This window comes from Mycolicibacterium sp. SMGY-1XX, assembly GCF_059132455.1.
In genome coordinates this window covers 5,187,086-5,207,742 of the sequence record NZ_CP101139.1, presented here as the reverse complement: position 1 = coordinate 5,207,742, position 20,657 = coordinate 5,187,086, and the positions used below count along the sequence as shown (strand labels likewise).

Below are 20,657 nucleotides of genomic sequence, written 5' to 3'. Positions count from 1 at the left end.
CTCACCTCGCGAGCGCGCGTGTCTGTACGTGACACGCCGGGCCGCAACGTACAAAAGCGTGCGCTCGTCCTTGGGGGGTTAGCCGCCGCCCAGCTTCTTGTAGACCGCGCCGACGATCGGCGTCACGATGGCGCGTGGCGTGTAGCCGCTGGCGACCGACATCGCCTTCGACGTCACACCGGGCACCACCCGCATCTTGTTGGCCTCCAAGCCATCCAGCGACAGCTTGGCGGTGTACTCGGTGGAGATCCACAGGAAGTCGGGGATAAGTCTTTCGACCAGGGACTGCTCGGTCTCGGCGGGCAGCGTCTCGCGCACCGGGCCGGGTGCCAGCAGCGTCACATGCACCCCGTCTTTCTTCAGCTCGCCACGAATGGACTCACTGAAGGTGTTGGCGAAGGCCTTGCTGGCAGCGTAGGTGGAGTTGTTGGGGATCGGCGAATTGCCCGCTGCTGAACCGGAAATCAGGATGCCACCCGCTCGCCGCGACACCATGCCCGGCAGCACGGCGAGTACGAGGTCATGGACGCCAAGCACATTCAGTTGCACCTGGGCCTTCTCCGCGGCCGGGTCGAGCTTGGCGACGGGACCGAACGTCGCGGTTCCGGCGTTGGCGCACAAGATGGAGATCTCGCGGGTGGCGAGTTCCTGGCACAGCGTTTCACGCTCGGCAGGATCGCCGAGGTCCACTGGACGGACTTCCACGGTGACGCCGTACTGCGCGGTCAGCCGCTCCGCCAACGCCGTCAGCACCTCGGCTCGGCGCGCGGTGATGATCAGGTGATGGCCGCGTGCGGCCAGTTCGGTGGCCAGCGCTTCGCCGATGTTCTGGGAAGCACCGGTGACGACGGCGCGCGCATCTGGATGTGGCTTGGGTACTGGCACACGGGTCATCGTAGACAGCACCGGGGCTGGCCTGGTCGGCAAGCTCCGGTCGCTAGAGTGCGCGGCATGAGCCCAGTGGACGGACCACCCAAGTCGGCCCGGTCCAGGATCGCCGCCTGGGCGCTGTGGGACTGCGGTTCCACGGGCATGAACGCGATCGTGGTGACGTTCGTCTTCTCGGTTTATCTCACCGGCGCTGTGGGGGAAGGCACCCAGGGCGGCGCCTCACCGGTGAGCTGGCTGGGCCGCGCCGAGGCCATCGCGGGCCTGACGGTGGCTCTGCTGGCTCCGGTCACCGGGGTGTGGGTGCAAGCGGCACGGTTGCGCCGCGAGGTGCTGGCCATCCTGACCGGGCTGGCGGTGGCGGTGACGGCCTCCATGAGCCTGATCCGCGACGAGCCGGCCTACCTGTTCGCGGGGCTGGCGATGCTGGCGGTCGCCGCGGCGTGCGGCGACCTGGCCAGTGTGCCGTACAACGCACTGCTACGGCAGCTGTCGACGCCGGAGACCTCGGGACGGATCTCTGGATTTGGTTGGGCCTCAGGTTATTTCGGCAGCGTTCTGCTGCTCGTCCTGGTGTATGTCGGGTTCATCGCCGGAGACGGGCCCACCCGCGGAGTGCTGGGTGTCCCCGTCGAGGACGGCATGTACGTGCGCATGGCGATGCTGCTGGCCGCAGCCTGGTTCGCATTGTTCGCGCTGCCGCTGTTGCTGACCATGCACCGCTGGCCCAAGCCGGTGGAACCGCCGCGTGAGCGCATCGGGTTGATCGGCGCCTACCGCAAGGTGTGGAGCGATATCAGCACCGAGTGGCGACGCGACCGCAATCTCGTTTTCTACCTGATGGCCAGCGCGGTCTTCCGCGACGGACTGGCCGGTGTTTTCGCCTTCGGCGCGGTGCTCGGCGTGGCGGTGTACGGGCTGTCGCAGGGCGATGTGCTGATCTTCGGCATTGCAGCCTGTGTGGTCGCGGCCATCGGTGCCGTGATCGGCGGCCACGTCGACGACCGGGTGGGCTCCAAGCCGGTGATCGTCACCTCGCTGGTGTCGATGATCATCACCGGGCTGGTGCTGCTGGTCCTGTCCGGCCCAGTGGCGTTCTGGGTGTGCGGGTTGCTGCTGTGCCTGTTCGTCGGCCCCACCCAGTCGTCGGCGCGCACACAACTTTTGCGCATGACCGTCGACGGCCAGGAAGGTGTGGCCTTCGGCCTGTACACGATGACGGGTCGGGCCGTGTCATTCCTGGCGCCATGGATGTTCTTCACGTTCGTCGACGCCTTCGGCACCGATCGGGCCGGCACCGCCGGTCTGTGTGTGGTGCTGGCAGCCGGTCTGCTGGCGATGCTGTTCGTCAAGGTGCCGCGTCACGGCGTCGAGACTGCGGTGGCGCCCTGATTTTCGCGGGTTCTTGGGTGGGAGCGCAGTGTCAGTGAAGGATCACCCCGCGGGGTTTGACTGCGGGGTTCCTCCTCGGGTCGCGGCTTCGCCGAGCGACCCGCATCGGTCACCCCGCGGCGCCTGATTGCGGGGTTCCTCAGCGCGCTCGTACCTCGCGCGCATCGGTCACCCCGCGGGGTTTGACTGCGGGGTTCCTCCTCGGGTCGCGGCTTCGCCGAGCGACCCGCATCGGTCACCCCGCGGTGCCTGATTGCGGGGTTCCTCAGCGCGCTCGTACCTCGCGCGCATCGGTCACCCCGCGGGGTTTGACTGCGGGGTTCCTCCTCGGGTCGCGGCTCCGCCGAGCGACCCGCATCGGTCACCCCGCGGACGCACAGATCGTCAGGCCCGTGCCCGACCTCTCCCGCACCTGAGTGCCATCCACCGATACCGTGCACGTCACCTCGCGGCCCACGTTCAGCACCGTCACGCTCGCGGCGTTCAACGCCGGCGACGACAAGCTCACTTCCTTGGTCCACGGCAACACGACGTTGAACTCCATTTGCAGCACACCACCGGCGTCGACGTAGGTGATGCTGATGGCCCGGCCTTCGCCGGAGACGGTGTACACCACCGGTTCGCTGACGCCCGGTTCGGAGCTGGTGGGCGGAAGCAGCGGTGCCGAGGTCGACGGCGTCGTCGTGGACGGCGACGTACTGGTCGACGGGGTGCTGGTGGTGGTGGGCGTGCGCGAGGTCGTGGTGGGTGGCGCGGTGGTCGCCGGTTCCTGCTGCATCGGCGGCAGCGGCGCCACCACGGTGTCCTGCTTGGCGTTGGTGTCGGCGATCACGAGCGCGATCACCATGCCCACCACCAAGAGCACCGCCGCGGCGGCGGCCAGCCACAACCACCGCGGCGAGCGGGGCGGCTCCGGCGGCTCACCGCCGGGAGGCGGCTGCATCGGTTGTTGGGTCTGCGTCCAGTACGGGGGCAGTTGCTCGGTGGGGTTCGGTGGGGTGTAGCCGGGGTAGCCGTACTGACCTGCATAGGCAGGATCGTTGTAGGGCCCGTTGCGATTGCCCATTTGCTCCGTGGGCTGTGACCAGCCGCGGCGATATGGATCAGACCCGTCGGGTCGGCGTGGATCAGTCATGCCCACCTCATCCCTGCAGGCTACCCGCGCAGGCACGCATCCCAAGCAACACACCCGGGTACAAACCGATACGGTGTCGGCGGACGACCTCGGTTCGGCCGACGGTCATTGAAACGACGAGCAGTTGGAGGAGCGTTCGGTGGGACCGCGAGTGCGCGCGATCTACGGCGCGTCACTGTCACCGGACGCGACGGCATTCGCGCACATCGTCGACGACGGCGGCTACCCCCGCGCCGTTCAGCGATTCCTGCGCGGTTGGCGGGCCAGCTCGTCCCGCGATGTCGAATTGCCGGTTGACGGTCCCGTCACCCGCGTCATCCACTCCGCCGACGGGCATTGGCTGGCGTGCGAAGTGGCACCCGACGGAGCCTCCCGCACCCAGATCTGGGTGGTGACCACCGACCCCGATGACCGTGATGCGCGCCGGATCGACGGCCTCGGCTCCGAGACCGACGACGCGACCGCGGAGTTGATCGGTTGGGACGGCACCCAGGTGGCCGCGATCATCACCGGCCAGGACGGTGTGGGCGAGTCCTGCCTGATCGATCCGGCCACGGGCAATCGTCTTGTGCTGGACCGGCGCTCGGCCGGCCGGCTGGTCGACTCGTGGGCCGGGGCTGCCCTGGTGCGGGTCGGCCCGCGCGGATACCGCGAGCTGCTGATGTTGCGTGGCCTCACCGAGATCTCGTTGCTGCCCTACGATCCCGGATCCGTCACCGACGCCGGCGTGATTCTCGACGATCACGGACCCCGCCGCCTGCGCTCCGGCCCCGAGGGCGAGGACATGAAGCTGTACCAGCCCGCGAGTACCCACGGGCTCAACAGCACCGAGGGATTCGTCCGTGCGCTCATCCGCTCCGACAACGGGGCCGACCACGCCCGGTTGATCGAGGTGACCGTCACCGAGGACGGCGTGTCCTATCACGTGGTAGCCGAGAAACCGGGGTACGAGCTCGACGAGTTCGTGGTCAGCGATGACTTGTCGACGGTGGCGATCCTGTGGAACATCAACGGATGCAGTGAATTACAGATCCTGCAGTACGCCGACAACACGTTGTCGCCGGCCATCCCGCTGCCCGGCCTGGTGGCCAGTGAGCTCTCCATCAGCGCCGGCGGCTCGATGGTCGCCATGACGGTGGAGAGTCCCTGGCAGCCGCGCACCGTGGAGCTCGTCGACACCCGCACCTTGGAATGGGAACCGGTGGATCGCACGCCCATGTCGGGCCCGCTGGCCGCCGCCCCCACCCTGGACACCCTCACCGCCCGCGACGGAATGACGTTCACCGCATGGCGATACTCGCCGCCGCCCGGCGTGGAGGACATCGGCGCGCTGATCTACCTGCACGGCGGGCCGGAAGGCCAGTCGCGCCCCGGTTACAGCGAAGTGTTCCCTCAACTGCTCAATGCCGGTATCACGGTGCTGACCCCCAACGTGCGCGGCTCGGGCGGTTTCGGGCGGTCGTTCATGCACGCCGACGACCGCGAGCGCCGGTTCGCTGCCATCGATGACGTCGCCGACTGTGTCGCACATCTGCTGGACCACGGCTTCGCGTCGCCGGGGTGTATCGCGGTGGGCGGCTGGTCCTACGGCGGCTATCTGACGCTGGCGGCCTTGACCTTCCATCCGGAACTGTTCGCCGCAGGCGTCAGCATCTGCGGTATGAGCGACTTGAGCACGTTCTACCGCAACACCGAAGCCTGGATTGCTGCAGCCGCCTATCCCAAGTACGGCCACCCGATCAGCGACCGGGATCTCCTCGACCAGCTCTCACCCCTGCTGCGGGTGGATTCGCTGACTGCCCCACTGCTTCTGGTGCACGGCGGCAACGACACCAACGTCCCGGTGGGCGAGTCGGATCAAATGGCGCAGGCCCTTCGGGAACGGGGCCGTACGGTGCGCTACCTGGTGTTCGATGACGACGGCCACGAGATCGCCAAGCGGGAGAACCGAGCTGCCCTGGCGAATGCGGTGCGCGACTGGCTCAGCACCGCCTTCGCCAACGCGCGTTAACTGGGCGGTTGTTCGCGGGGCGCTGCCAAAACGCCACCAAAACGTCATGTTTGGGATTTTTGCGCTCGGGTAAACCTGTGCTCGCCAGGTAGTGGGAAGTCGAACGGAGGCTCTAGATGCGACGCGGCGGTCTGATCGGCGTGATTGTTCTGGTCTGGCTTCTGATCGGAGTGTTTGCCGCCTTCCAGCGGGGGTACTTCGAGAACACTGAAACCAACTGCGCAACAGCGGGTTCCATCGCACTCACCGTGGTTGTGGGCCCGTTGAATTACGCAGGCGTCAATCCAACGGTGGAGAGCTGCAACCTGCCGCAACCCAGCGCATAGACCCCTGCAAAAGAGTATTCAGTTCACTGAAAGGTAGGAATCATGATTGTCCTCGGAGCGATCCTGCTCATTCTGGGCTTCGTGTTGAATATCAGCATCCTGTGGACCATCGGCATCATCTTGCTGGTGATCGGCGCGGTCTTCTGGATCCTTGGTGCCGTCGGCCGTCCGGTCGCCGGACGCAAGGCCTGGTATTAACCCAGACCTAGTGGTCTTCGCCAGCCCAGCGTAGTGCGGCGACGGCCATCGCACGAAGTACTGCACGAGAGTGCGGTTTGGAGCCGGCCGGGTTACCCCCGGCCGGCTTCGTGCTGTACGGGGTCGAGTTGATCAACCCGAACGTCGCATGCGCGGTCAAGCGTGCATCGGCCTCGTCGAGCCCGGGATGGACATCGCGCAGCACCGCCACCCATACCTCGACATACTGACGCTGGCTGCGCCGCACCTGCCGCCGTGCGGGCGCCGGCAACTGGTCGAGATCGCGGTCCTGGATTCGGATCAGGTCCGGCTCACCCAAGGCGAAGTCGAGGTGGAAATCCACCAGCCCGGACAGCGCGGCCTCCGCGTCGCCGTCGGCCTTCTCCACCACCGCCCGTCCGCCGTCGTGCAACCGGGTGCTGATGCCCACCAGCAACTCCACCAGCATCGCTTCCTTGTTGGGGAAGTGCCGGTAGATCGCCGGGCCGCTGACATCGGCGGCGGCGCCGATGTCCTCCAGACGCACGGCCAGGTAGCCGCGCTCGGCGAACTGGCGTTCGGCGGCCCGCAGCAGGAGCGAGCGGCGGTCGGACTTGAGCTGACTACGCCGGGTCGACTCGGTGGGCATCTCGCCTCCTCACCTGGACAATGTCGGTTAATGGCGATTAACATACCATTGTCGCCGTGAACGTCGGCGTAATGCCATCCGTAGGCTACCGTCGATGTGCCGAGAGATGCTGTGGCGCAGCTTCTTCGGGATCAGAGGTCCAGCGCGCGGCTCCGAGCAGGTGGCGGTCCGACGATGACGACGTCCAGGTCGGCGGTATTGGCGGCCATCCGCTCACGGAACCTCTCCGGGCTGACCAACCCTTCGGTGTACACCAGATCGTCGGTGTGGAAGCCGGTCCTGTCGAAGAACGGTTCGAAGATGTCGGTGGTCAGGATTCCGAGCAGCCGGGTGTCGTGCCGGTCGATCGCGAACGTGTGCACGGTGCCCGCCGGGGCGTGGACGAAGTCGCCGGGGGTCAACAGAACTTCGTCGCCGTTGGCGTACAACCAGACTCGGCCCGCCATGCAGAAGAAATTCTCCGTGTGTTGCTGGTGGAAGTGCCGGATGAAGTAGGGCTGCGGGGCAGCGGTGGTCAGCACCGAGAAGTAGCGGCCGCCGGTGTTGCGGCCACGCGCCTCGTAGGCGTTGATCGCGTCGGGCCATTCCACTCGGTCGCCGCTTCCGGCTCGCAGGAAATACGGCTCGGCACCCGGGGGAAGCGTGTCGTCCCACTGCGCGCTGGGCGAGACGAAGGGAAGGTCATGCCGGTGTGCGCCTCGGGGCAGGAGCAGATCCTCGGTGGCCGCGCCCGCATCGCCTCGGGGGGAGTACATGTGGGCGTCCACCCGGGCATGGGCCACTGCCTCTTCGTCGAGGAGGACGTCAAGCGCTCCGCCCGGTGCCGAGAAGAGCAGCATGCGACTGCCGTGTCCGAGCATCCGGTAAGCGACGGGCACCCCTGGCGGGACGTGTATCGAATCACCCTGCGTCAGAACACGACTCTGCCCCGGCAGCCAGAACTGCACACAGCCGTCGAACACCTGATAGCTGCGCTGGTGTGCGGGCAGGCTGTGAAACGGCGCCTGGGCACCGCGGGGCCCCGAGATGAACGCGGCGTCGAAAGAACCGCCGGTGTCGGCGGGGCGGGCGATGACTGTCCAGAGTTGTCCGCCGATCTCGTACCGCAGGCCCTCACCACTGGCCAGGTAGTACGGCGCAGGCTCTCCGGGGAGTTGGTTCACGAGCGGGCGGGTGCGGTGCATGGACTCGAGATCGATGGTGGTCACGCAGTGGGTCCTTTCAGCAGATGGCGCACGAAGAAGTCGCCGATGTCGTCGAAGGCAAAAGTCGTCGGGGTGTCCGTCAGGTCGGCTCCGCGAACTCGGGCAGACGTGTGCACTTCTCGCTCCAACCGCCCGTCGTCCATGTACCTGCCGAGATCGGCGTCGATGCGCCCGCTGGGGTTGAGGAACCCGTGGCGGTAGCCCTCTACCAGGTAGAGCGTGCTGTCCGCCCCCGCCTCGACGAGCGCGCGGTGAAGCCGTTCACTGTGGTCGCAGCCCACCACCGGGTCGGCGGTTCCATGTGAGATCTGAAACGGCGGCGCCGCGCCGGTCACCTGGTACACCGGGCTGGCTGCGCGGGCGGCAGCGGCCAGATGCGTCGGCGGGCCGCCCAGCAGCGCCGCCTCAGGGCTGGGCCCGCCGCCGCGCCAGGTGGACGGCGCATCGAGCAGATCGGCGGGGCCGTACGACTCGGCGACCGCCGAAACCGAAGCGTCGCCTCGTTCTGACTCTCCGGGCAGCTGGTCCAGGTGGCCGGTCAAGCCGGTCAGTGCGGCCAGGTGCCCGCCCGCCGACGACCCCCACACGCCGATGTGATGCGGGTCCAGGTGCCAGCCGGCGGCCCGGGAGCGCAGGAAGCGGATGGCCGACCGGACGTCGTGCTGTTGGGCCGGGAACGTCGCGACATCACTGAGCCGGTACTCGATAGAGGCCATCGCGATGCCGCGGGCTGCGAACCACCGCCGCAGATCGGGGGCCAGCGTGCGATCACCGGTGAGCCAGGCGCCGCCGTGTAACCAGATGACCACCGGCGTCGGCTTCACCGCCTCCGCGGGCGTGTACAGGTCGAGCAGCAGCGCGCCGGTGGAGCGGTCGGCGAAAACGATGTCACGAGACACCGCGGTGGTGTGGGGCATACACCCGATTCTTCGGCTGATCCGCGCGATCTACCAGCGGGAACATCCGAAGGATCATCCGGTGACGCCGGATGATCCGGCCACCCGGGCGGCGAGTCTGGTGAACCGGCGGATGGCCGCGCTCGATCGTCCCTTGGCCACGCACAGATACGTCATCCGGTCTTCGAGATCGGAGATCGGCACGAACCGCACCCCGGGGCGCTGGTAGATCTCCGCCCCGGAGGCTCCCGCCACGTTGACGCCGACTCCGGCGGCACACAGTTCGAGCACCTCGTCGAAATTGCGCGCGATGGGCAGCGTGCGCGGCGCATCCCGCAGCACCGAGCCCAGCCAGTGCGCCGAGGTCGACGCATCGCCCACGGTGATGAACGTTTCGTCGAGCAACTCAGAGACCCCGACGGCGGTCCGGTCTGCGAGTCGATGAGTCTCCGCCACGATCAGCACGCACGAGTCGGCCCACAGCGGCGTGGCGAGGATGCGACGCGGAAGCGGCGCGGCGGCCGGAATGAGGGCGCAGTCCACGTCGCCGTCCAGGACCGCGCGAAAGGGATCGGCGAAACCCAGCTGGGTGATCTGCCAGTCGATTTCGGGCATACCCTGATGTGCGGCGGCGTAGATGGCGCGAAACTGCGTGCTGAAGACAGCCAGGCCGACGCGGATCGAGGTCCGTTCGGCATCCGACTTCGCCCACGCCACCACCTCGTCCATGGCACTGACAGCACGTTGCGCCAACGGCAGCAGGCGCACACCGTCCTCGGTCAACGTCACGCTGCGCGACGTCCGGTTGAAGAGGGTCTTGCCGATGCGGTGTTCCAGTGTTGCCACGTGCTCGCTGATCGACGACGGGCTCACGTGCAATTTTTCGGCAGCGCGGCCGAAGTGCAACTCCTCGGCGACCGCGAGGAAGCTGCGCAGATGCGCTGCCGTCAGGTCCACCACCTGAGGATAGTGGGGGCACATCGGTGCGATGCGCCCTCACTTGTGCGCCCGCCTCTGGACATTTCGGTTAATCACGATTAACGTCTGGCTTCAGTTAGTGCGGATTAACCCAGCGCAGGAGACCCCGTGAAACAGGCCGTGTCGCACCGCCACGATCATCTGGCGCTTGTCGAGACCTTGCGTTCGAAATTGAACCGCGCCCGGCTGGGCGGCCCGGAGAAGTCCCGTGAGCGCCACGTGGCACGCGGCAAGCTGTTGCCGCGCGACCGGGTGGACGGTCTGCTGGATCCGGGCAGCCCACTGCTGGAGGTGGCGCCATTGGCCGCCGACGGCATGTACGACGACGAATGCCCCGGTGCGGGAATGATCGCCGGGATCGGCCGGGTTTCGGGACGCGAGTGCATGATCGTCGCCAACGACGCGACCGTCAAAGGCGGCACCTACTACCCGATCACGGTCAAGAAGCATCTGCGGGCCCAGGAGATCGCCGCCCAGAACCGGCTTCCGTGCATCTATCTCGTCGACTCGGGCGGGGCGTTCCTGCCTCGACAGGACGAGGTGTTCCCGGACCGCGATCACTTCGGTCGTATCTTCTACAACCAGGCGACCCTGAGCGCTCAAGGCATTCCGCAGATCGCGGCGGTACTCGGATCGTGCACCGCGGGCGGGGCATACGTGCCGGCGATGAGCGATGAGGCCGTCATCGTGCGCAACCAGGGCACCATCTTCCTCGGCGGCCCACCGCTGGTGAAGGCCGCCACCGGTGAGGTGGTGACGGCCGAGGAGCTCGGCGGGGGAGACCTGCACTCGAAGACGTCGGGGGTCACCGATCACCTGGCTCACGATGACCGCGACGCCCTGCGGATCGTGCGCCGCATCGTGTCCACCCTCGGACCACGTGAACCGGTGCCCTGGGAGGTGCGACCCACGGTGGAGGCAATCGCCGACCAGTCCGAGCTCTATGACGTCGTACCCACCGACGCAAGGGTGCCCTACGACGTCCACGAGGTGATCACCCGCATCGTCGACGGTGGCGAATTCAGTGAGTTCAAGGCCGAATACGGGTCGACGCTGGTGACGGGTTTTGCGCACATCCATGGTCACCCGGTCGGCATCATCGCCAACAACGGCGTGCTGTTCGCCGAATCCGCCATGAAGGGGGCACATTTCATCGAGTTGTGCGACAAGCGCATGATCCCGCTGGTGTTCCTGCAGAACATCGCCGGTTTCATGGTGGGTCGCGACTACGAGGCCGGTGGCATCGCCAAACACGGCGCCAAGATGGTCACCGCGGTGGCGTGCGCGCGGGTGCCGAAGCTGACGGTGGTTATCGGCGGCTCGTACGGCGCCGGCAACTACTCGATGTGCGGGCGGGCGTATTCGCCTCGGTTCCTGTGGATGTGGCCGAACGCCCGGATCTCGGTGATGGGCGGCGAGCAGGCGGCCTCGGTGCTCGCGACAGTGCGCGGTGACATGACACCGGAGCAGGAGGAACAGTTCAAAGCGCCGATCCGCGAGCAGTACGAGTCGCAGGGCAACCCGTACTATTCGACGGCCCGGCTCTGGGACGACGGGGTGATCGACCCCGCCGACACCAGAACCATTCTGGGGTTGGCTCTTTCAGTGGCAGGGAACGCACCGGTGCAGCCGGTGTCCTACGGCGTCTTCCGGATGTGAGCGTGATGAACTTCCAGACAATTCTCGTCGCCAACCGCGGGGAGATCGCGGTGCGCGTGATCCGCACGTTGCGGTCCCTGGGGATCCGGTCGGTGGCGGTGTACAGCGAGGCCGATGCCGGTGCCCGCCATGTCGCCGAGGCGGATACGGCAGTGTTGATCGGACCGGCACCGGCGCGGGACAGCTACCTCAACATCGCGGCGATCGTCGACGCGGCGCAGCGCACCGGCGCCCAGGCGGTGCACCCTGGTTACGGATTTCTCTCCGAGAATGCGGAATTTGCCGCAGCTTTGGCGGAGGCGGGCATCGTGTTCATCGGGCCGCCGGCCTCGGCGATCGCCACGATGGGCGACAAGATCACCGCCAAGCAGACGGTGTCGCAGTTCGACGTCCCGGTGGTGCCCGGCATCGCCGAGCCCGGCTTGACCGATGAGCAACTGATCGCCGCCGCCGAGGACATCGGCTACCCGGTGCTCGTCAAGCCGTCGGCCGGCGGCGGTGGCAAGGGCATGCGGATGGTCGAGCGACCGGAAGACCTCCCGGCCGCACTCGCCGGTGCCCGCCGCGAGTCGGCGTCGGCCTTCGGCGACGACACCCTGTTCATCGAACGATTCGTCCTGCGTCCCCGGCACATCGAAGTGCAGGTGCTCGCCGACAACCACGGCAACGTCCTGCATCTGGGCGAGCGGGAATGCAGCTTGCAGCGTCGCCATCAGAAGGTGATCGAAGAGGCGCCCTCGCCGCTGCTGGACGCCCAGACGCGGGCCCGCATCGGTGCCGCAGCCTGCGACACGGCGCGCAGCGTGAACTACAGCGGCGCGGGAACAGTGGAGTTCATCGTTTCGGCCGACCGTCCCGACGAGTTCTTCTTCATGGAGATGAACACTCGGTTGCAGGTCGAACACCCCGTCACCGAAATGGTCACCGGGTGGGATCTGGTCGAATGGCAGGTCCGAATCGCCGCGGGTGAGAAGCTCACCGCCGCGCAGTCCGATATCGAGCTGCACGGCCACGCCATCGAAGCCCGGGTGTACGCCGAAGATCCCGCGCACGGCTTCCTGCCGACCGGTGGGCACGTGCTGCTGGCCGAGGAGCCGGTAGGGCCGGGAGTGCGGGTCGATTCGGGCCTGTTCGCCGGCACCACCGTCGGCAGTGATTATGACCCGATGCTGGCCAAGGTCATCGCGCACGGCCCCGACCGGGATGCGGCGCTGCGCGGCCTGGACCGCGCGCTGAACCACACCGCGGTGCTCGGTGTTGTCACCAACATCGACTTCCTGCGGTTCCTGCTGGCCGACGACGACGTGCAAGCCGGCCGGCTGGACACCGGGCTGCTGGACCGCCGGGTGGGTGACTACACCGCCTATGCCGCCGGTGAGGCCGAGCTGGTGGCGGCCGCGGCATATCGGTGGCTGCGCTATTGGCAGGCGGCCACCGGTGACCTGTGGTCGGTGCCGTCGGGCTGGCGGATCGGGGCTGCAGCGGCCACCGTGGCGCGGCTGCGGGCCGGCGAGCGCACCGACCACGTGCGGATCACCGGTACCCCCGAGGTGTCCGTCGCCGAGGTGGAGAACGGGGAAACCCACACCCTGACAGCTCATCTCGACCGTGATGAGCTGACGGTGGTGCTGGACGGCATCCGGCGGATCTACCGGGTGGCCGATGCCGAGCACCGGATCTGGCTGGCCGGTGACCGCGGTGTCAGCGTGGTCGACGAGGTGCGGGAGGCGCCGGTACGCGCCGACGACGAACACGCCGGTGACGCGGAACTGACCAGCCCGATGCCCGGGGCGGTCGTCGCGGTCAACGTCGAGGATGGTGCCGCCGTCACCGCGGGCACCGTCGTGGTGGCCGTCGAGGCCATGAAGATGGAACATTCACTCACCGCGCCCGTCGACGGCACCGTGGAACTGCTTGTCGCCGTGGGCGACCAAGTCAAGGTCGGCCAACCACTGGCCAGAATCATTGCGACAGAAAGTGAAAGCCATGACTGATTACCTGTCCACCGGCAACCTGCCCGACGACTACTCGCAGCTAGCCAAGACAGTCCGGGACTTCGCACGCAGTGTCGTGGCACCGGTGGCCGCCAAACACGATGAGGAGCACTCGTTTCCATACGAGGTGGTCTCCGGGATGGCCGAGATGGGCTTGTTCGGTCTGCCGTTCCCTGAAGAGTACGGGGGCATGGGCGGTGACTATTTCGCACTGTGTCTGGCACTCGAGGAACTCGGCAAGGTCGACCAGAGTGTGGCCATCACCCTTGAAGCCGGGGTGTCGCTGGGAGCCATGCCGGTGTACCGGTTCGGCACCGAGGAGCAGAAGCAGGAATGGCTGCCGCTGTTGGCCAGCGGGCAGGCACTCGGCGCCTTCGGCCTGACCGAGGCCGGTGGCGGCAGTGATGCCGGGGCCACCAAGACCACCGCCAAACTCGATGACGGCCACTGGGTGATCAACGGCAACAAGCAGTTCATCACCAACTCCGGTACCGACATCACCCGCCTGGTCACCGTGACCGCGCTGACGGGGGAGAGGGAGATCTCCTCGATCCTGGTGCCGGTGCCCACCGAGGGTTTCACCGCCGAGCCCGCCTACAACAAGGTCGGCTGGAACGCCTCCGACACCCACCCGCTCACCTTCCAGGATGTCCGAGTGCCCGAGGAGAACCTGCTGGGCACCCGGGGCCGCGGTTACGCCAACTTCCTGCGGATCCTCGACGAGGGACGCATCGCCATCGCCGCGCTGTCGGTCGGTGCCGCACAGGGCTGCGTCGACGAAAGCGTGAAGTACGCCAAAGAACGCTCGGCTTTCGGGCAGCCGATCGGCAAGTACCAGGCCATCGAATTCAAGATCGCGCGCATGGAGGCCCGGGCGCAGGCGGCCCGCGCTGCCTACTACGACGCCGCGGCGCTGATGCTGGCCGGCAAACCGTTCAAGAAGGAAGCCGCCATCGCGAAGCTGGTGTCCAGCGAGGCCGCGATGGACAACGCGCGCGACGCCACCCAGATCCATGGCGGGTACGGCTTCATGAACGAGTACCCGGTGGCCCGGCACTACCGCGACTCGAAGATCCTCGAGATCGGGGAGGGCACCACCGAAGTGCAGTACATGGTGATCGCGCGGACGATGGGGCTCTGAAGATGAGTGAATCCAAAGTTGTTGTCCAGCGCGGGCTCTGGTTCGAGGAACTGGAACTCGGCGTCAAATACCTGCACCGGCCCGGCCGCACCATCACCGAGGCCGACAACGTGCTGTTCACCACGCTGACCATGAACACCCAGGCGCTGCACCTGGATGCGGCGTTCTCCGATGCGCTGCCGCCGTTCCATCAGCGGTTGGTGAACTCGATGTTCACGTTGTCCACATTGGTGGGACTGTCGGTGGCGCAGCTGACCCAGGGCACCATCGTCGGCAATCTCGGCTTCTCCGATATCGCGTTCCCGAAGCCGCTGTTCCACGGCGACACCCTGTATGCCGAGACGATCATCAGCGACAAACGCGAATCCAAGAGCCGCCCGGGGGAGGGCATCGTGACCTTCGCGCACACCGGCCGCAACCAGCACGGCGACATCGTGGCCACCGCGTCGCGCAAGACGATGGTCCGCAAGAAACCGGAGGACACCGATGGCGTTGGATAATCCCGGCCCGGCCTGGCTGTTCTGCCCGGCCGACCGTCCCGAGCGGTTCGGAAAAGCCGCTGCGGCAGCCGATGTCGTCATCCTCGATCTCGAGGACGGCGTGGCGGCCAAAGACCGCGACACCGCCCGCCGGGCGCTGCTCGACACACCACTGGAACCCGGTCGCACCGTCGTGCGCGTCAACCCCAGCGGCACACCCGACCACGAACTCGACCTGCAGGCACTGGCCAAGACCGACTACACCACCGTCATGCTCGCCAAAACCGAATCAGCGCAGCAGGTCAGTGCACTGGCACCGCTGGACGTGCTGGTGCTCGTCGAGACCCCGCTCGGCGCGCTGAACGTCGTCGAGTCCACCCGCGCGGACAACGCCTACGCCGTGATGTGGGGCGCCGAGGATCTGTTCGCCGTCACCGGCGGCACCGCCAATCGTCACGCCGACGGCAGCTACCGCGATATCGCCCAGCACGTCCGCTCGCAGTCGCTGCTCGCCGCCAAGGCGTACGGCCGGCTGGCCCTGGACTCGGTGTACATCGACATCAAGGACCTCGACGGGTTACGCGCTGAGTCCGACGACGCCGTGGCCGTCGGCTTCGACGGCAAAGTCGCCATCCATCCGAGCCAGGTGGCGGTGATCCGGGATGCCTACACCCCGACCGACGAGCAGGTTCGTTGGGCCCGACACGTCCTGGCGGAGGTCGCAAACCAGCGGGGCGTGTTCCAGTTCGAGGGCATAATGGTGGATGCCCCAGTATTGCGGCGAGCAGAGCGCATCGTCGGCCTGGCCGCCACACCCCGGCGGTAACTGACAGCCTCTCACCAGTGGTTTTGCTCTGACCGCAGCCGTACTGAGCACCTCAGTCGTCTGACGGCGTCACATGCCGTCAGTGGCCCAAGGAGGCGGTATGGCAGTGACGCTCGAGCCTGTCCAATTGGTGGCGCCCGACGGGAGTCCAACTCCCGAGGCGCGTGCCCGAAGTCAGCTACCGCCCGAAACCTTGTCCTGGCTCTACGAGCTCATGGTCCTCACCCGCGACCTGGACACCGAGTTCGTCAACTTGCAGCGCCAGGGCGAGCTGGCCTTGTTCGCCACCTGCCGCGGTCAGGAAGCCGCCCAGGTGGGTGCCGCGGCGTGTCTGCGCAAGACCGACTGGCTGTTCCCGCAGTACCGGGAACTCGGCGCGTTCCTGGCCCGCGGTATCCACCCCGCGAAGGTGGGTGCGGTGTGGCGCGGCCGGTGGCACGGCGGCTTGGGCTTCACGGAGAAATGCTGCGCGCCGCTGGCCATTCCCATCGGCACCCACGGCCTGCACGCGGTCGGTGCCGCGATGGCGGCGCAACGCCTCGGTGAGGACTCCGTGACGGTTGCCTTCCTGGGTGACGGCGCCACCTCCGAAGGCGATGCCCACGAAGCGTTCAATCTGGCCGCGGTGTACAAGGCGCCTTGTGTGTTCTTCGTGCAGAACAACCAATGGGCCATCTCGGTGCCGGTCAGCCGGCAACTGGCGGCGCCGTCGATCGCCCACAAGGCGATCGGTTACGGCATGCCCGGTGTCAGGGTGGACGGAAACGACGTGCTGGCCTGCTTCGCGGTGATGTCCGAGGCCGCGCAACGGGCCCGGGCCGGTGACGGCCCCACCCTCATCGAAGCGCTGACCTACCGGATGGGGCCGCACACCACCTCCGACGATCCCACTCGCTATCAACCGCCCGAGGAACTGGAGTACTGGCGCGCGCGCGATCCGATCGCGCGGTACCGCACGTATCTGCAGTCCGAAGGGGTGTGGACGGAGCGCTTGGAGGAACGTATCGCCGCGCGGTCGGCCCGCCTGCGTAACGAGGTGCGCCACAGCATCATCGGCGATCCGGACTTCGATGTCACCGACGTGTTCGACACCGTGTACCACGACATCACCCCCGACCTCGCCGACCAGCGCGACCGGCTGGTGGCCGAACTGGCGAAGGAGGCTTGAGATGACGCAGATCATCGAACGACCGGCGACATCCGGCGACGACATGCCCGAGCCTCATCCTCTCCACACCCCGGCGGACCTGACCATGGGCAAGGCGATCAACCATGCCCTGCATGACGCGATGGCCGCCGACGACCGGGTGCTGGTGTTCGGTGAGGACGTCGCCCGGCTGGGCGGCGTGTTCCGGGTGACGGAGGGTTTGGCGGAAACCTTCGGCGACGAACGGTGTTTCGACACCCCGCTGGCGGAGTCGGCGATCATCGGGATCGCGATCGGAATGGCCATCCGCGGGTTCATCCCGGTCCCGGAGATCCAGTTCGACGGGTTCTCCTACCCGGCATTCGACCAGATCGTCAGCCATCTGGCCAAGTACCGGATGCGCACCCATGGCGACGTCGACATGCCGGTCACCGTGCGAATCCCGTCGTTCGGCGGAATCGGTGCGGTGGAACATCATTCGGAGTCCACCGAGAGCTACTGGCTGCACACCGCCGGGTTGAAGGTCGTGGTGCCCTCGACCCCGACCGACGCCTACTGGCTGCTGCGGCATTCGATCGCCGCCCGCGATCCGGTGATCTTCCTCGAACCGAAACGGCGGTACTGGGGGCGAGAGTCGGTGGACACCACCACACCGGGTCTGCCGATCGGGCAGGCGGCGATCCGCCGCCCCGGCCGCGACGTCACCGTCATCACCTACGGATCCTCGGTGGGCACCGCGCTCAGTGCGGCCGAGCACTGCGCGTGGGATCTCGAGGTCGTCGATCTGCGATCGCTGAATCCGCTCGACTTCGGTACCGTCGCCGCATCGATCCGGCGCACCGGTCGGGCGGTCGTGATGCACGAAGGGCCGCGCACCCTGGGATTCGGGGCCGAACTCGCCGCCCGGATCCAGGAGGAACTGTTCTACGAACTAGAGGCCCCGGTACTGCGGGCGTGTGGGTTCGACACCCCCTATCCGCCAGCACGTCTGGAGAAGGTCTGGCTACCTGGCCCTGATCGGCTCCTGGACTGCGTGGAACGCGCGATGGGCATGCCATGAGCGAGTTCTTGGTTCCCGATCTGGGGGAGGGGCTCGAAGAAGCGACCGTCGTGGAATGGAATGTGGCCGTCGGGGACGAGGTCGAACTGAACCAGACGCTGTGCACCCTGGAGACGGCCAAGGCCGCCGTCGAGATCCCCAGCCCGTTCGCCGGCCGGATCGTCTCCCTCGGTGGGCAACCCGGTGAGGTGCTGGCGGTGGGTACTCCGTTGGTTACGTTCGAGACGGCGCCCGATGCCGCCGCCACCCGCACACCGGTGCTCGTCGGCTACGGCGCCGACGCCGATCTGGACCGAAGCCGACGGGAGCGGCGGCCCAAAGCCAAGCCGGCCGTGCGCAAATTGGCGGCCGACTTGCTGGTGGATCTCGAGGACCTCGAACCAGGATCAGACGGCGTGATCTCACGCGAGGCGGTGCTCGCCGCCGCTGGGCCCGCCACCGATATCGGGTATGACGTGATCCCGGTGCGGGGCGTACAGGCCGAGATGGCCAAGCGAATGACTCTGTCGCGCAGCGAGATCCCCGATGCGCATGCCGGTGTGGACGTCGACGGAACCCGGCTGCTCGCGCTGCGGGACCGGCTCGAGGTGACGCCGTTCGTGCTGACGCTGCGGCTGCTGGTGGTCGCGTTGACCCGTCACCGGATCCTGAACTCCACCTGGAGTGACGGTCCCGACGGCGCGCAGATCCGCAGCCATCACGCGGTGCATCTCGGTTTCGGGGTGGCGGCACCGCGGGGCCTGCTGGTGCCGGTGGTGGTCGACGCCCACACCAAGACCACCCGCGAGCTCGCTCTCGAGGTGGCCCGGCTGATCGAACAGGCGCGTGGTGGCACGCTCAAACCCGCGGAACTGCACGGGTCGACGTTCACCGTGTCCAACTTCGGGGCGTTGGGCCTCGATGACGGTGTGCCGGTGATCAACCATCCCGAGGCGGCCATCCTGGGCATGGGTTCGCTGAAACCCCGGGCCGTGGTGGTGGACGGCGAGGTGGTGTCCCGGCCGACCATGAGGTTGACGTGCGCCTTCGATCACCGCGTTGCCGACGGGGCGCAGGTTGCGGCGTTCCTCGGGGAGCTGCGCGATCTACTGGAGGCGCCAGAGCTCGCGCTGCTGGATCTCTAGCTATTTGCGTTGCGCTGCAGCCAGTCTGGCAGCGAACTCCGGGGACTGGATGGACGCTGCCTGCGGGCCGAGTTCGGTGCGCATGGCCGACTGATGGGTGTCGGTGTCGACCGTCCCCGGCGACGCCGTGGCCCGCATGGTGGCCTTCGTGGCGAGCACCACCTCACGTGGAGCCGACGCCGGTCCGCGGGCCAGGTCCAGCGCCGCGGCGACGGGGTCGTCGGCGACGTGCAGCGCCAGACCGTGCGTCACCGCGGTTTCGGCATCGAAACGCATACCGAACAGCAGCGCGGCCCGGGCCACCTGCGGACCAACCGCCCGTTGCAGCATCCAGGTGGCGCCGCCCCCGGGATGGATGCCCAACTTCTGGAAGCGGGGATCGAACACCGCCGACGGCCCGGCGATCCGGACGTCGGCAGCCAGCGCGAGGTTGAGCCCCGCCCCGACGGCGGGGCCGTTGACCGCGGCGATGGTGGGCAGCGTGCAACTCCCCAGCGCCATGAAGCCGTCGTAGATCCGCAGCAGGCCCTCTTCGGCGGCGACGCCGAGAGCACTCAGGTCAGCTCCCGCGCAGAACGCCTTGCCCGCGCCCGTGATCACCACGGCATGGACGCCGGTATCGGCTTCTGCGGTTTCGATGGCCTGCCGCAATTGTGCGGACATCGCCTCGGTGACCGCGTTGCGGCGGTCGGGATCGTTGACGGTGATCAGGGCGACGTGATCGTCGACGTGGTAGAGCACGGGATCTGCACTGGCCATGTCCGGCACGCTACCGCGCCGGCACCGCTTCGCGGCAGAGACTGCGGCGGGACTTGCTCGACCTCGGAAAACCCAACCCGAACTCCGGCGGCCGTTTGGGGGTGGTGACTGGGCCAGTCGGAATCAGTCGTCGTCGTTGCCTGGCCCACGGCCCTCGATGACGAAGAACGCCAACGATGCCAACGCGAGCACGCCGCATCCGATCGCCACGGTGGCCAGTGTCTCGGGGACCGACCTCGCCGGTTCGTGGTCGGCACCGGCCGACTGGACGTCATTGCAGGGCAGCACCGGGATGTCCTGACGGCCCGTCGGCGTCCGCGGAGGCCGCTGAGCCGGCGCCCGCACAGTGCGCACCGCGCACCGAAGTGGGGCAACCCCGACGATGCGGGTCGCGTCCTCATAGGTGGAGATGAGGTGCGGCGGCGTGGAATTCGGTTGTGTGCCGGTGTTACTCGCATCCCGCGCTGACGACGCAGTGATCGGCGACTTCAGCGGCGCGCGGATGAAAGTGGCGCCGGCCGGCGCGGCGCTTCCGCGGTCCCAGCCCCGGGGATCGGCGACCTTGTGGCCGGCCCAATGGCTTTGAACCCTGCCAGTCGCACCGTCCGCGGGAACCACGAAGTAGTGCTCGGATGAAACGACTCCGCCACGGTGGTCCTTGTCGATCGGCTCGGCCGCGGCGTGCGGCATGCCCGTCACGAGGACCGAAAGTGTGAGGGCGATCGAGGACAGTGCCCGGGCGCACCGCGCGAGCTTCATGCGAGCCTCCTGTCGGATGCCGCGGGTGCGGCGATGACCGAAGGTTCGAACG

20 protein-coding genes are annotated in these 20,657 nt (G+C 67.4%); 12 read left to right on the top strand and 8 right to left on the bottom strand.

Going from position 1 to position 20,657, the window contains the following annotated elements:
• Positions 1-78: 78 nt before the first annotated feature.
• On the bottom strand, positions 79-885 hold the full coding sequence (gene cmrA / locus NL241_RS24915) for a mycolate reductase (RefSeq protein ID WP_487693412.1): 807 nt from the start codon (positions 883-885) through the stop codon (positions 79-81).
• A 66-nt stretch (positions 886-951) separates the two neighbouring features.
• Here cmrA and NL241_RS24910 point away from each other — a divergent pair, with 66 nt between their 5' ends.
• The gene (locus NL241_RS24910) at positions 952-2,280 is read left to right on the top strand and encodes an MFS transporter (RefSeq protein WP_494395335.1); all 1,329 of its coding nucleotides are present in this window, start codon (positions 952-954) and stop codon (positions 2,278-2,280) included.
• Between the two features lie 361 nt (positions 2,281-2,641).
• Here the strand turns inward: NL241_RS24910 and NL241_RS24905 are convergent, their stop codons facing one another.
• The gene (locus NL241_RS24905; RefSeq protein WP_494395334.1) at positions 2,642-3,415 is read right to left on the bottom strand and encodes an MmpS family transport accessory protein; all 774 of its coding nucleotides are present in this window, start codon (positions 3,413-3,415) and stop codon (positions 2,642-2,644) included.
• Between the two features lie 139 nt (positions 3,416-3,554).
• Between NL241_RS24905 and NL241_RS24900 the strand changes: the two genes are divergently transcribed.
• The 3 genes from NL241_RS24900 (at position 3,555) to NL241_RS24890 (ending at position 5,950) form a co-directional block, all read left to right on the top strand.
• Complete coding sequence (locus NL241_RS24900; protein ID WP_494395333.1) at positions 3,555-5,426, top strand: alpha/beta hydrolase family protein; 1,872 nt, start codon at positions 3,555-3,557, stop codon at positions 5,424-5,426.
• Between the two features lie 116 nt (positions 5,427-5,542).
• On the top strand, positions 5,543-5,752 hold the full coding sequence (locus NL241_RS24895) for a hypothetical protein (RefSeq protein ID WP_487693416.1): 210 nt from the start codon (positions 5,543-5,545) through the stop codon (positions 5,750-5,752).
• A 42-nt stretch (positions 5,753-5,794) separates the two neighbouring features.
• Positions 5,795-5,950, top strand: a complete 156-nt coding sequence (locus NL241_RS24890) for a zinc metallopeptidase (protein ID WP_147289407.1) — start codon at positions 5,795-5,797, stop codon at positions 5,948-5,950.
• Positions 5,951-5,957: 7 nt separating this feature from the next.
• Here NL241_RS24890 and NL241_RS24885 read toward each other — a convergent pair whose 3' ends face one another.
• The 4 genes from NL241_RS24885 to NL241_RS24870 all read right to left on the bottom strand — a co-directional run bounded on the left by NL241_RS24885 (position 5,958) and on the right by NL241_RS24870 (position 9,636).
• Entirely contained in the window at positions 5,958-6,578 is a 621-nt protein-coding gene (locus NL241_RS24885; RefSeq protein ID WP_487693417.1) for an SACE_7040 family transcriptional regulator, read from the bottom strand.
• Positions 6,579-6,709: 131 nt separating this feature from the next.
• A complete protein-coding gene (locus NL241_RS24880; RefSeq protein WP_494395332.1) occupies positions 6,710-7,786 on the bottom strand; it encodes a quercetin 2,3-dioxygenase in 1,077 nt (358 codons plus the stop codon).
• Entirely contained in the window at positions 7,783-8,700 is a 918-nt protein-coding gene (locus tag NL241_RS24875; protein WP_494395331.1) for an alpha/beta hydrolase fold domain-containing protein, read from the bottom strand. Before NL241_RS24875 ends, NL241_RS24880 begins: the two co-directional genes overlap by 4 nt.
• A 54-nt stretch (positions 8,701-8,754) precedes the next feature.
• Positions 8,755-9,636, bottom strand: a complete 882-nt coding sequence (locus NL241_RS24870) for a LysR family transcriptional regulator (RefSeq protein WP_494395330.1) — start codon at positions 9,634-9,636, stop codon at positions 8,755-8,757.
• Between the two features lie 129 nt (positions 9,637-9,765).
• On the opposite strand from NL241_RS24870, the gene NL241_RS24865 reads away from it, so the two are divergent.
• The 8 genes from NL241_RS24865 (at position 9,766) to NL241_RS24830 (ending at position 19,087) form a co-directional block, all read left to right on the top strand.
• A complete protein-coding gene (locus NL241_RS24865) occupies positions 9,766-11,316 on the top strand; it encodes a carboxyl transferase domain-containing protein (RefSeq protein WP_494395329.1) in 1,551 nt (516 codons plus the stop codon).
• A 5-nt stretch (positions 11,317-11,321) separates the two neighbouring features.
• Positions 11,322-13,310 carry an acetyl/propionyl/methylcrotonyl-CoA carboxylase subunit alpha gene (locus tag NL241_RS24860; protein ID WP_494395328.1) on the top strand — a complete coding sequence of 663 codons (1,989 nt, stop codon included), beginning with the start codon at positions 11,322-11,324 and terminating at the stop codon, positions 13,308-13,310.
• Positions 13,303-14,451: an acyl-CoA dehydrogenase family protein gene (locus tag NL241_RS24855; RefSeq protein ID WP_487693424.1), complete on the top strand. Its 1,149-nt coding sequence runs from the start codon at positions 13,303-13,305 to the stop codon at positions 14,449-14,451. Before NL241_RS24860 ends, NL241_RS24855 begins: the two co-directional genes overlap by 8 nt.
• A gap of 2 nt (positions 14,452-14,453) precedes the next feature.
• Positions 14,454-14,951, top strand: a complete 498-nt coding sequence (locus NL241_RS24850; protein WP_487693425.1) for a MaoC family dehydratase — start codon at positions 14,454-14,456, stop codon at positions 14,949-14,951.
• On the top strand, positions 14,938-15,756 hold the full coding sequence (locus NL241_RS24845) for an HpcH/HpaI aldolase/citrate lyase family protein (RefSeq protein WP_487693426.1): 819 nt from the start codon (positions 14,938-14,940) through the stop codon (positions 15,754-15,756). Before NL241_RS24850 ends, NL241_RS24845 begins: the two co-directional genes overlap by 14 nt.
• A 100-nt stretch (positions 15,757-15,856) precedes the next feature.
• Entirely contained in the window at positions 15,857-16,924 is a 1,068-nt protein-coding gene (pdhA, locus tag NL241_RS24840) for a pyruvate dehydrogenase (acetyl-transferring) E1 component subunit alpha (RefSeq protein WP_494395327.1), read from the top strand.
• 1 nt (position 16,925) lies between these two features.
• On the top strand, positions 16,926-17,963 hold the full coding sequence (locus NL241_RS24835) for an alpha-ketoacid dehydrogenase subunit beta (RefSeq protein WP_487693429.1): 1,038 nt from the start codon (positions 16,926-16,928) through the stop codon (positions 17,961-17,963).
• Entirely contained in the window at positions 17,960-19,087 is a 1,128-nt protein-coding gene (locus tag NL241_RS24830) for a dihydrolipoamide acetyltransferase family protein (RefSeq protein ID WP_494395326.1), read from the top strand. Before NL241_RS24835 ends, NL241_RS24830 begins: the two co-directional genes overlap by 4 nt.
• Here the strand turns inward: NL241_RS24830 and NL241_RS24825 are convergent, their stop codons facing one another.
• On the bottom strand, positions 19,088-19,846 hold the full coding sequence (locus tag NL241_RS24825; RefSeq protein ID WP_487693431.1) for an enoyl-CoA hydratase: 759 nt from the start codon (positions 19,844-19,846) through the stop codon (positions 19,088-19,090).
• A gap of 123 nt (positions 19,847-19,969) precedes the next feature.
• Positions 19,970-20,605 carry a hypothetical protein gene (locus tag NL241_RS24820; protein WP_494395325.1) on the bottom strand — a complete coding sequence of 212 codons (636 nt, stop codon included), beginning with the start codon at positions 20,603-20,605 and terminating at the stop codon, positions 19,970-19,972.
• Positions 20,606-20,657: the final 52 nt, after the last annotated feature.

Bases quoted from the DNA above. Each gene is read 5' to 3' on its own strand.
- NL241_RS24910 (WP_494395335.1), top strand. From the start codon at position 952: ATGAGCCCAGTGGACGGACCACCCAAGTCGGCCCGGTCCAGGATCGCC.
- NL241_RS24850 (WP_487693425.1), top strand. From the start codon at position 14,454: ATGAGTGAATCCAAAGTTGTTGTCCAGCGCGGGCTCTGGTTCGAGGAA.
- pdhA (WP_494395327.1), top strand. From the start codon at position 15,857: ATGGCAGTGACGCTCGAGCCTGTCCAATTGGTGGCGCCCGACGGGAGT.
- NL241_RS24855 (WP_487693424.1), top strand. From the start codon at position 13,303: ATGACTGATTACCTGTCCACCGGCAACCTGCCCGACGACTACTCGCAG.
- NL241_RS24825 (WP_487693431.1), bottom strand. From the start codon at position 19,846: ATGGCCAGTGCAGATCCCGTGCTCTACCACGTCGACGATCACGTCGCC.
- NL241_RS24875 (WP_494395331.1), bottom strand. From the start codon at position 8,700: ATGCCCCACACCACCGCGGTGTCTCGTGACATCGTTTTCGCCGACCGC.
- NL241_RS24885 (WP_487693417.1), bottom strand. From the start codon at position 6,578: ATGCCCACCGAGTCGACCCGGCGTAGTCAGCTCAAGTCCGACCGCCGC.
- NL241_RS24830 (WP_494395326.1), top strand. From the start codon at position 17,960: ATGAGCGAGTTCTTGGTTCCCGATCTGGGGGAGGGGCTCGAAGAAGCG.
- NL241_RS24860 (WP_494395328.1), top strand. From the start codon at position 11,322: ATGAACTTCCAGACAATTCTCGTCGCCAACCGCGGGGAGATCGCGGTG.
- NL241_RS24845 (WP_487693426.1), top strand. From the start codon at position 14,938: ATGGCGTTGGATAATCCCGGCCCGGCCTGGCTGTTCTGCCCGGCCGAC.
- NL241_RS24905 (WP_494395334.1), bottom strand. From the start codon at position 3,415: ATGACTGATCCACGCCGACCCGACGGGTCTGATCCATATCGCCGCGGC.
- NL241_RS24895 (WP_487693416.1), top strand. From the start codon at position 5,543: ATGCGACGCGGCGGTCTGATCGGCGTGATTGTTCTGGTCTGGCTTCTG.
- NL241_RS24835 (WP_487693429.1), top strand. From the start codon at position 16,926: ATGACGCAGATCATCGAACGACCGGCGACATCCGGCGACGACATGCCC.
- NL241_RS24890 (WP_147289407.1), top strand. From the start codon at position 5,795: ATGATTGTCCTCGGAGCGATCCTGCTCATTCTGGGCTTCGTGTTGAAT.
- NL241_RS24820 (WP_494395325.1), bottom strand. From the start codon at position 20,605: ATGAAGCTCGCGCGGTGCGCCCGGGCACTGTCCTCGATCGCCCTCACA.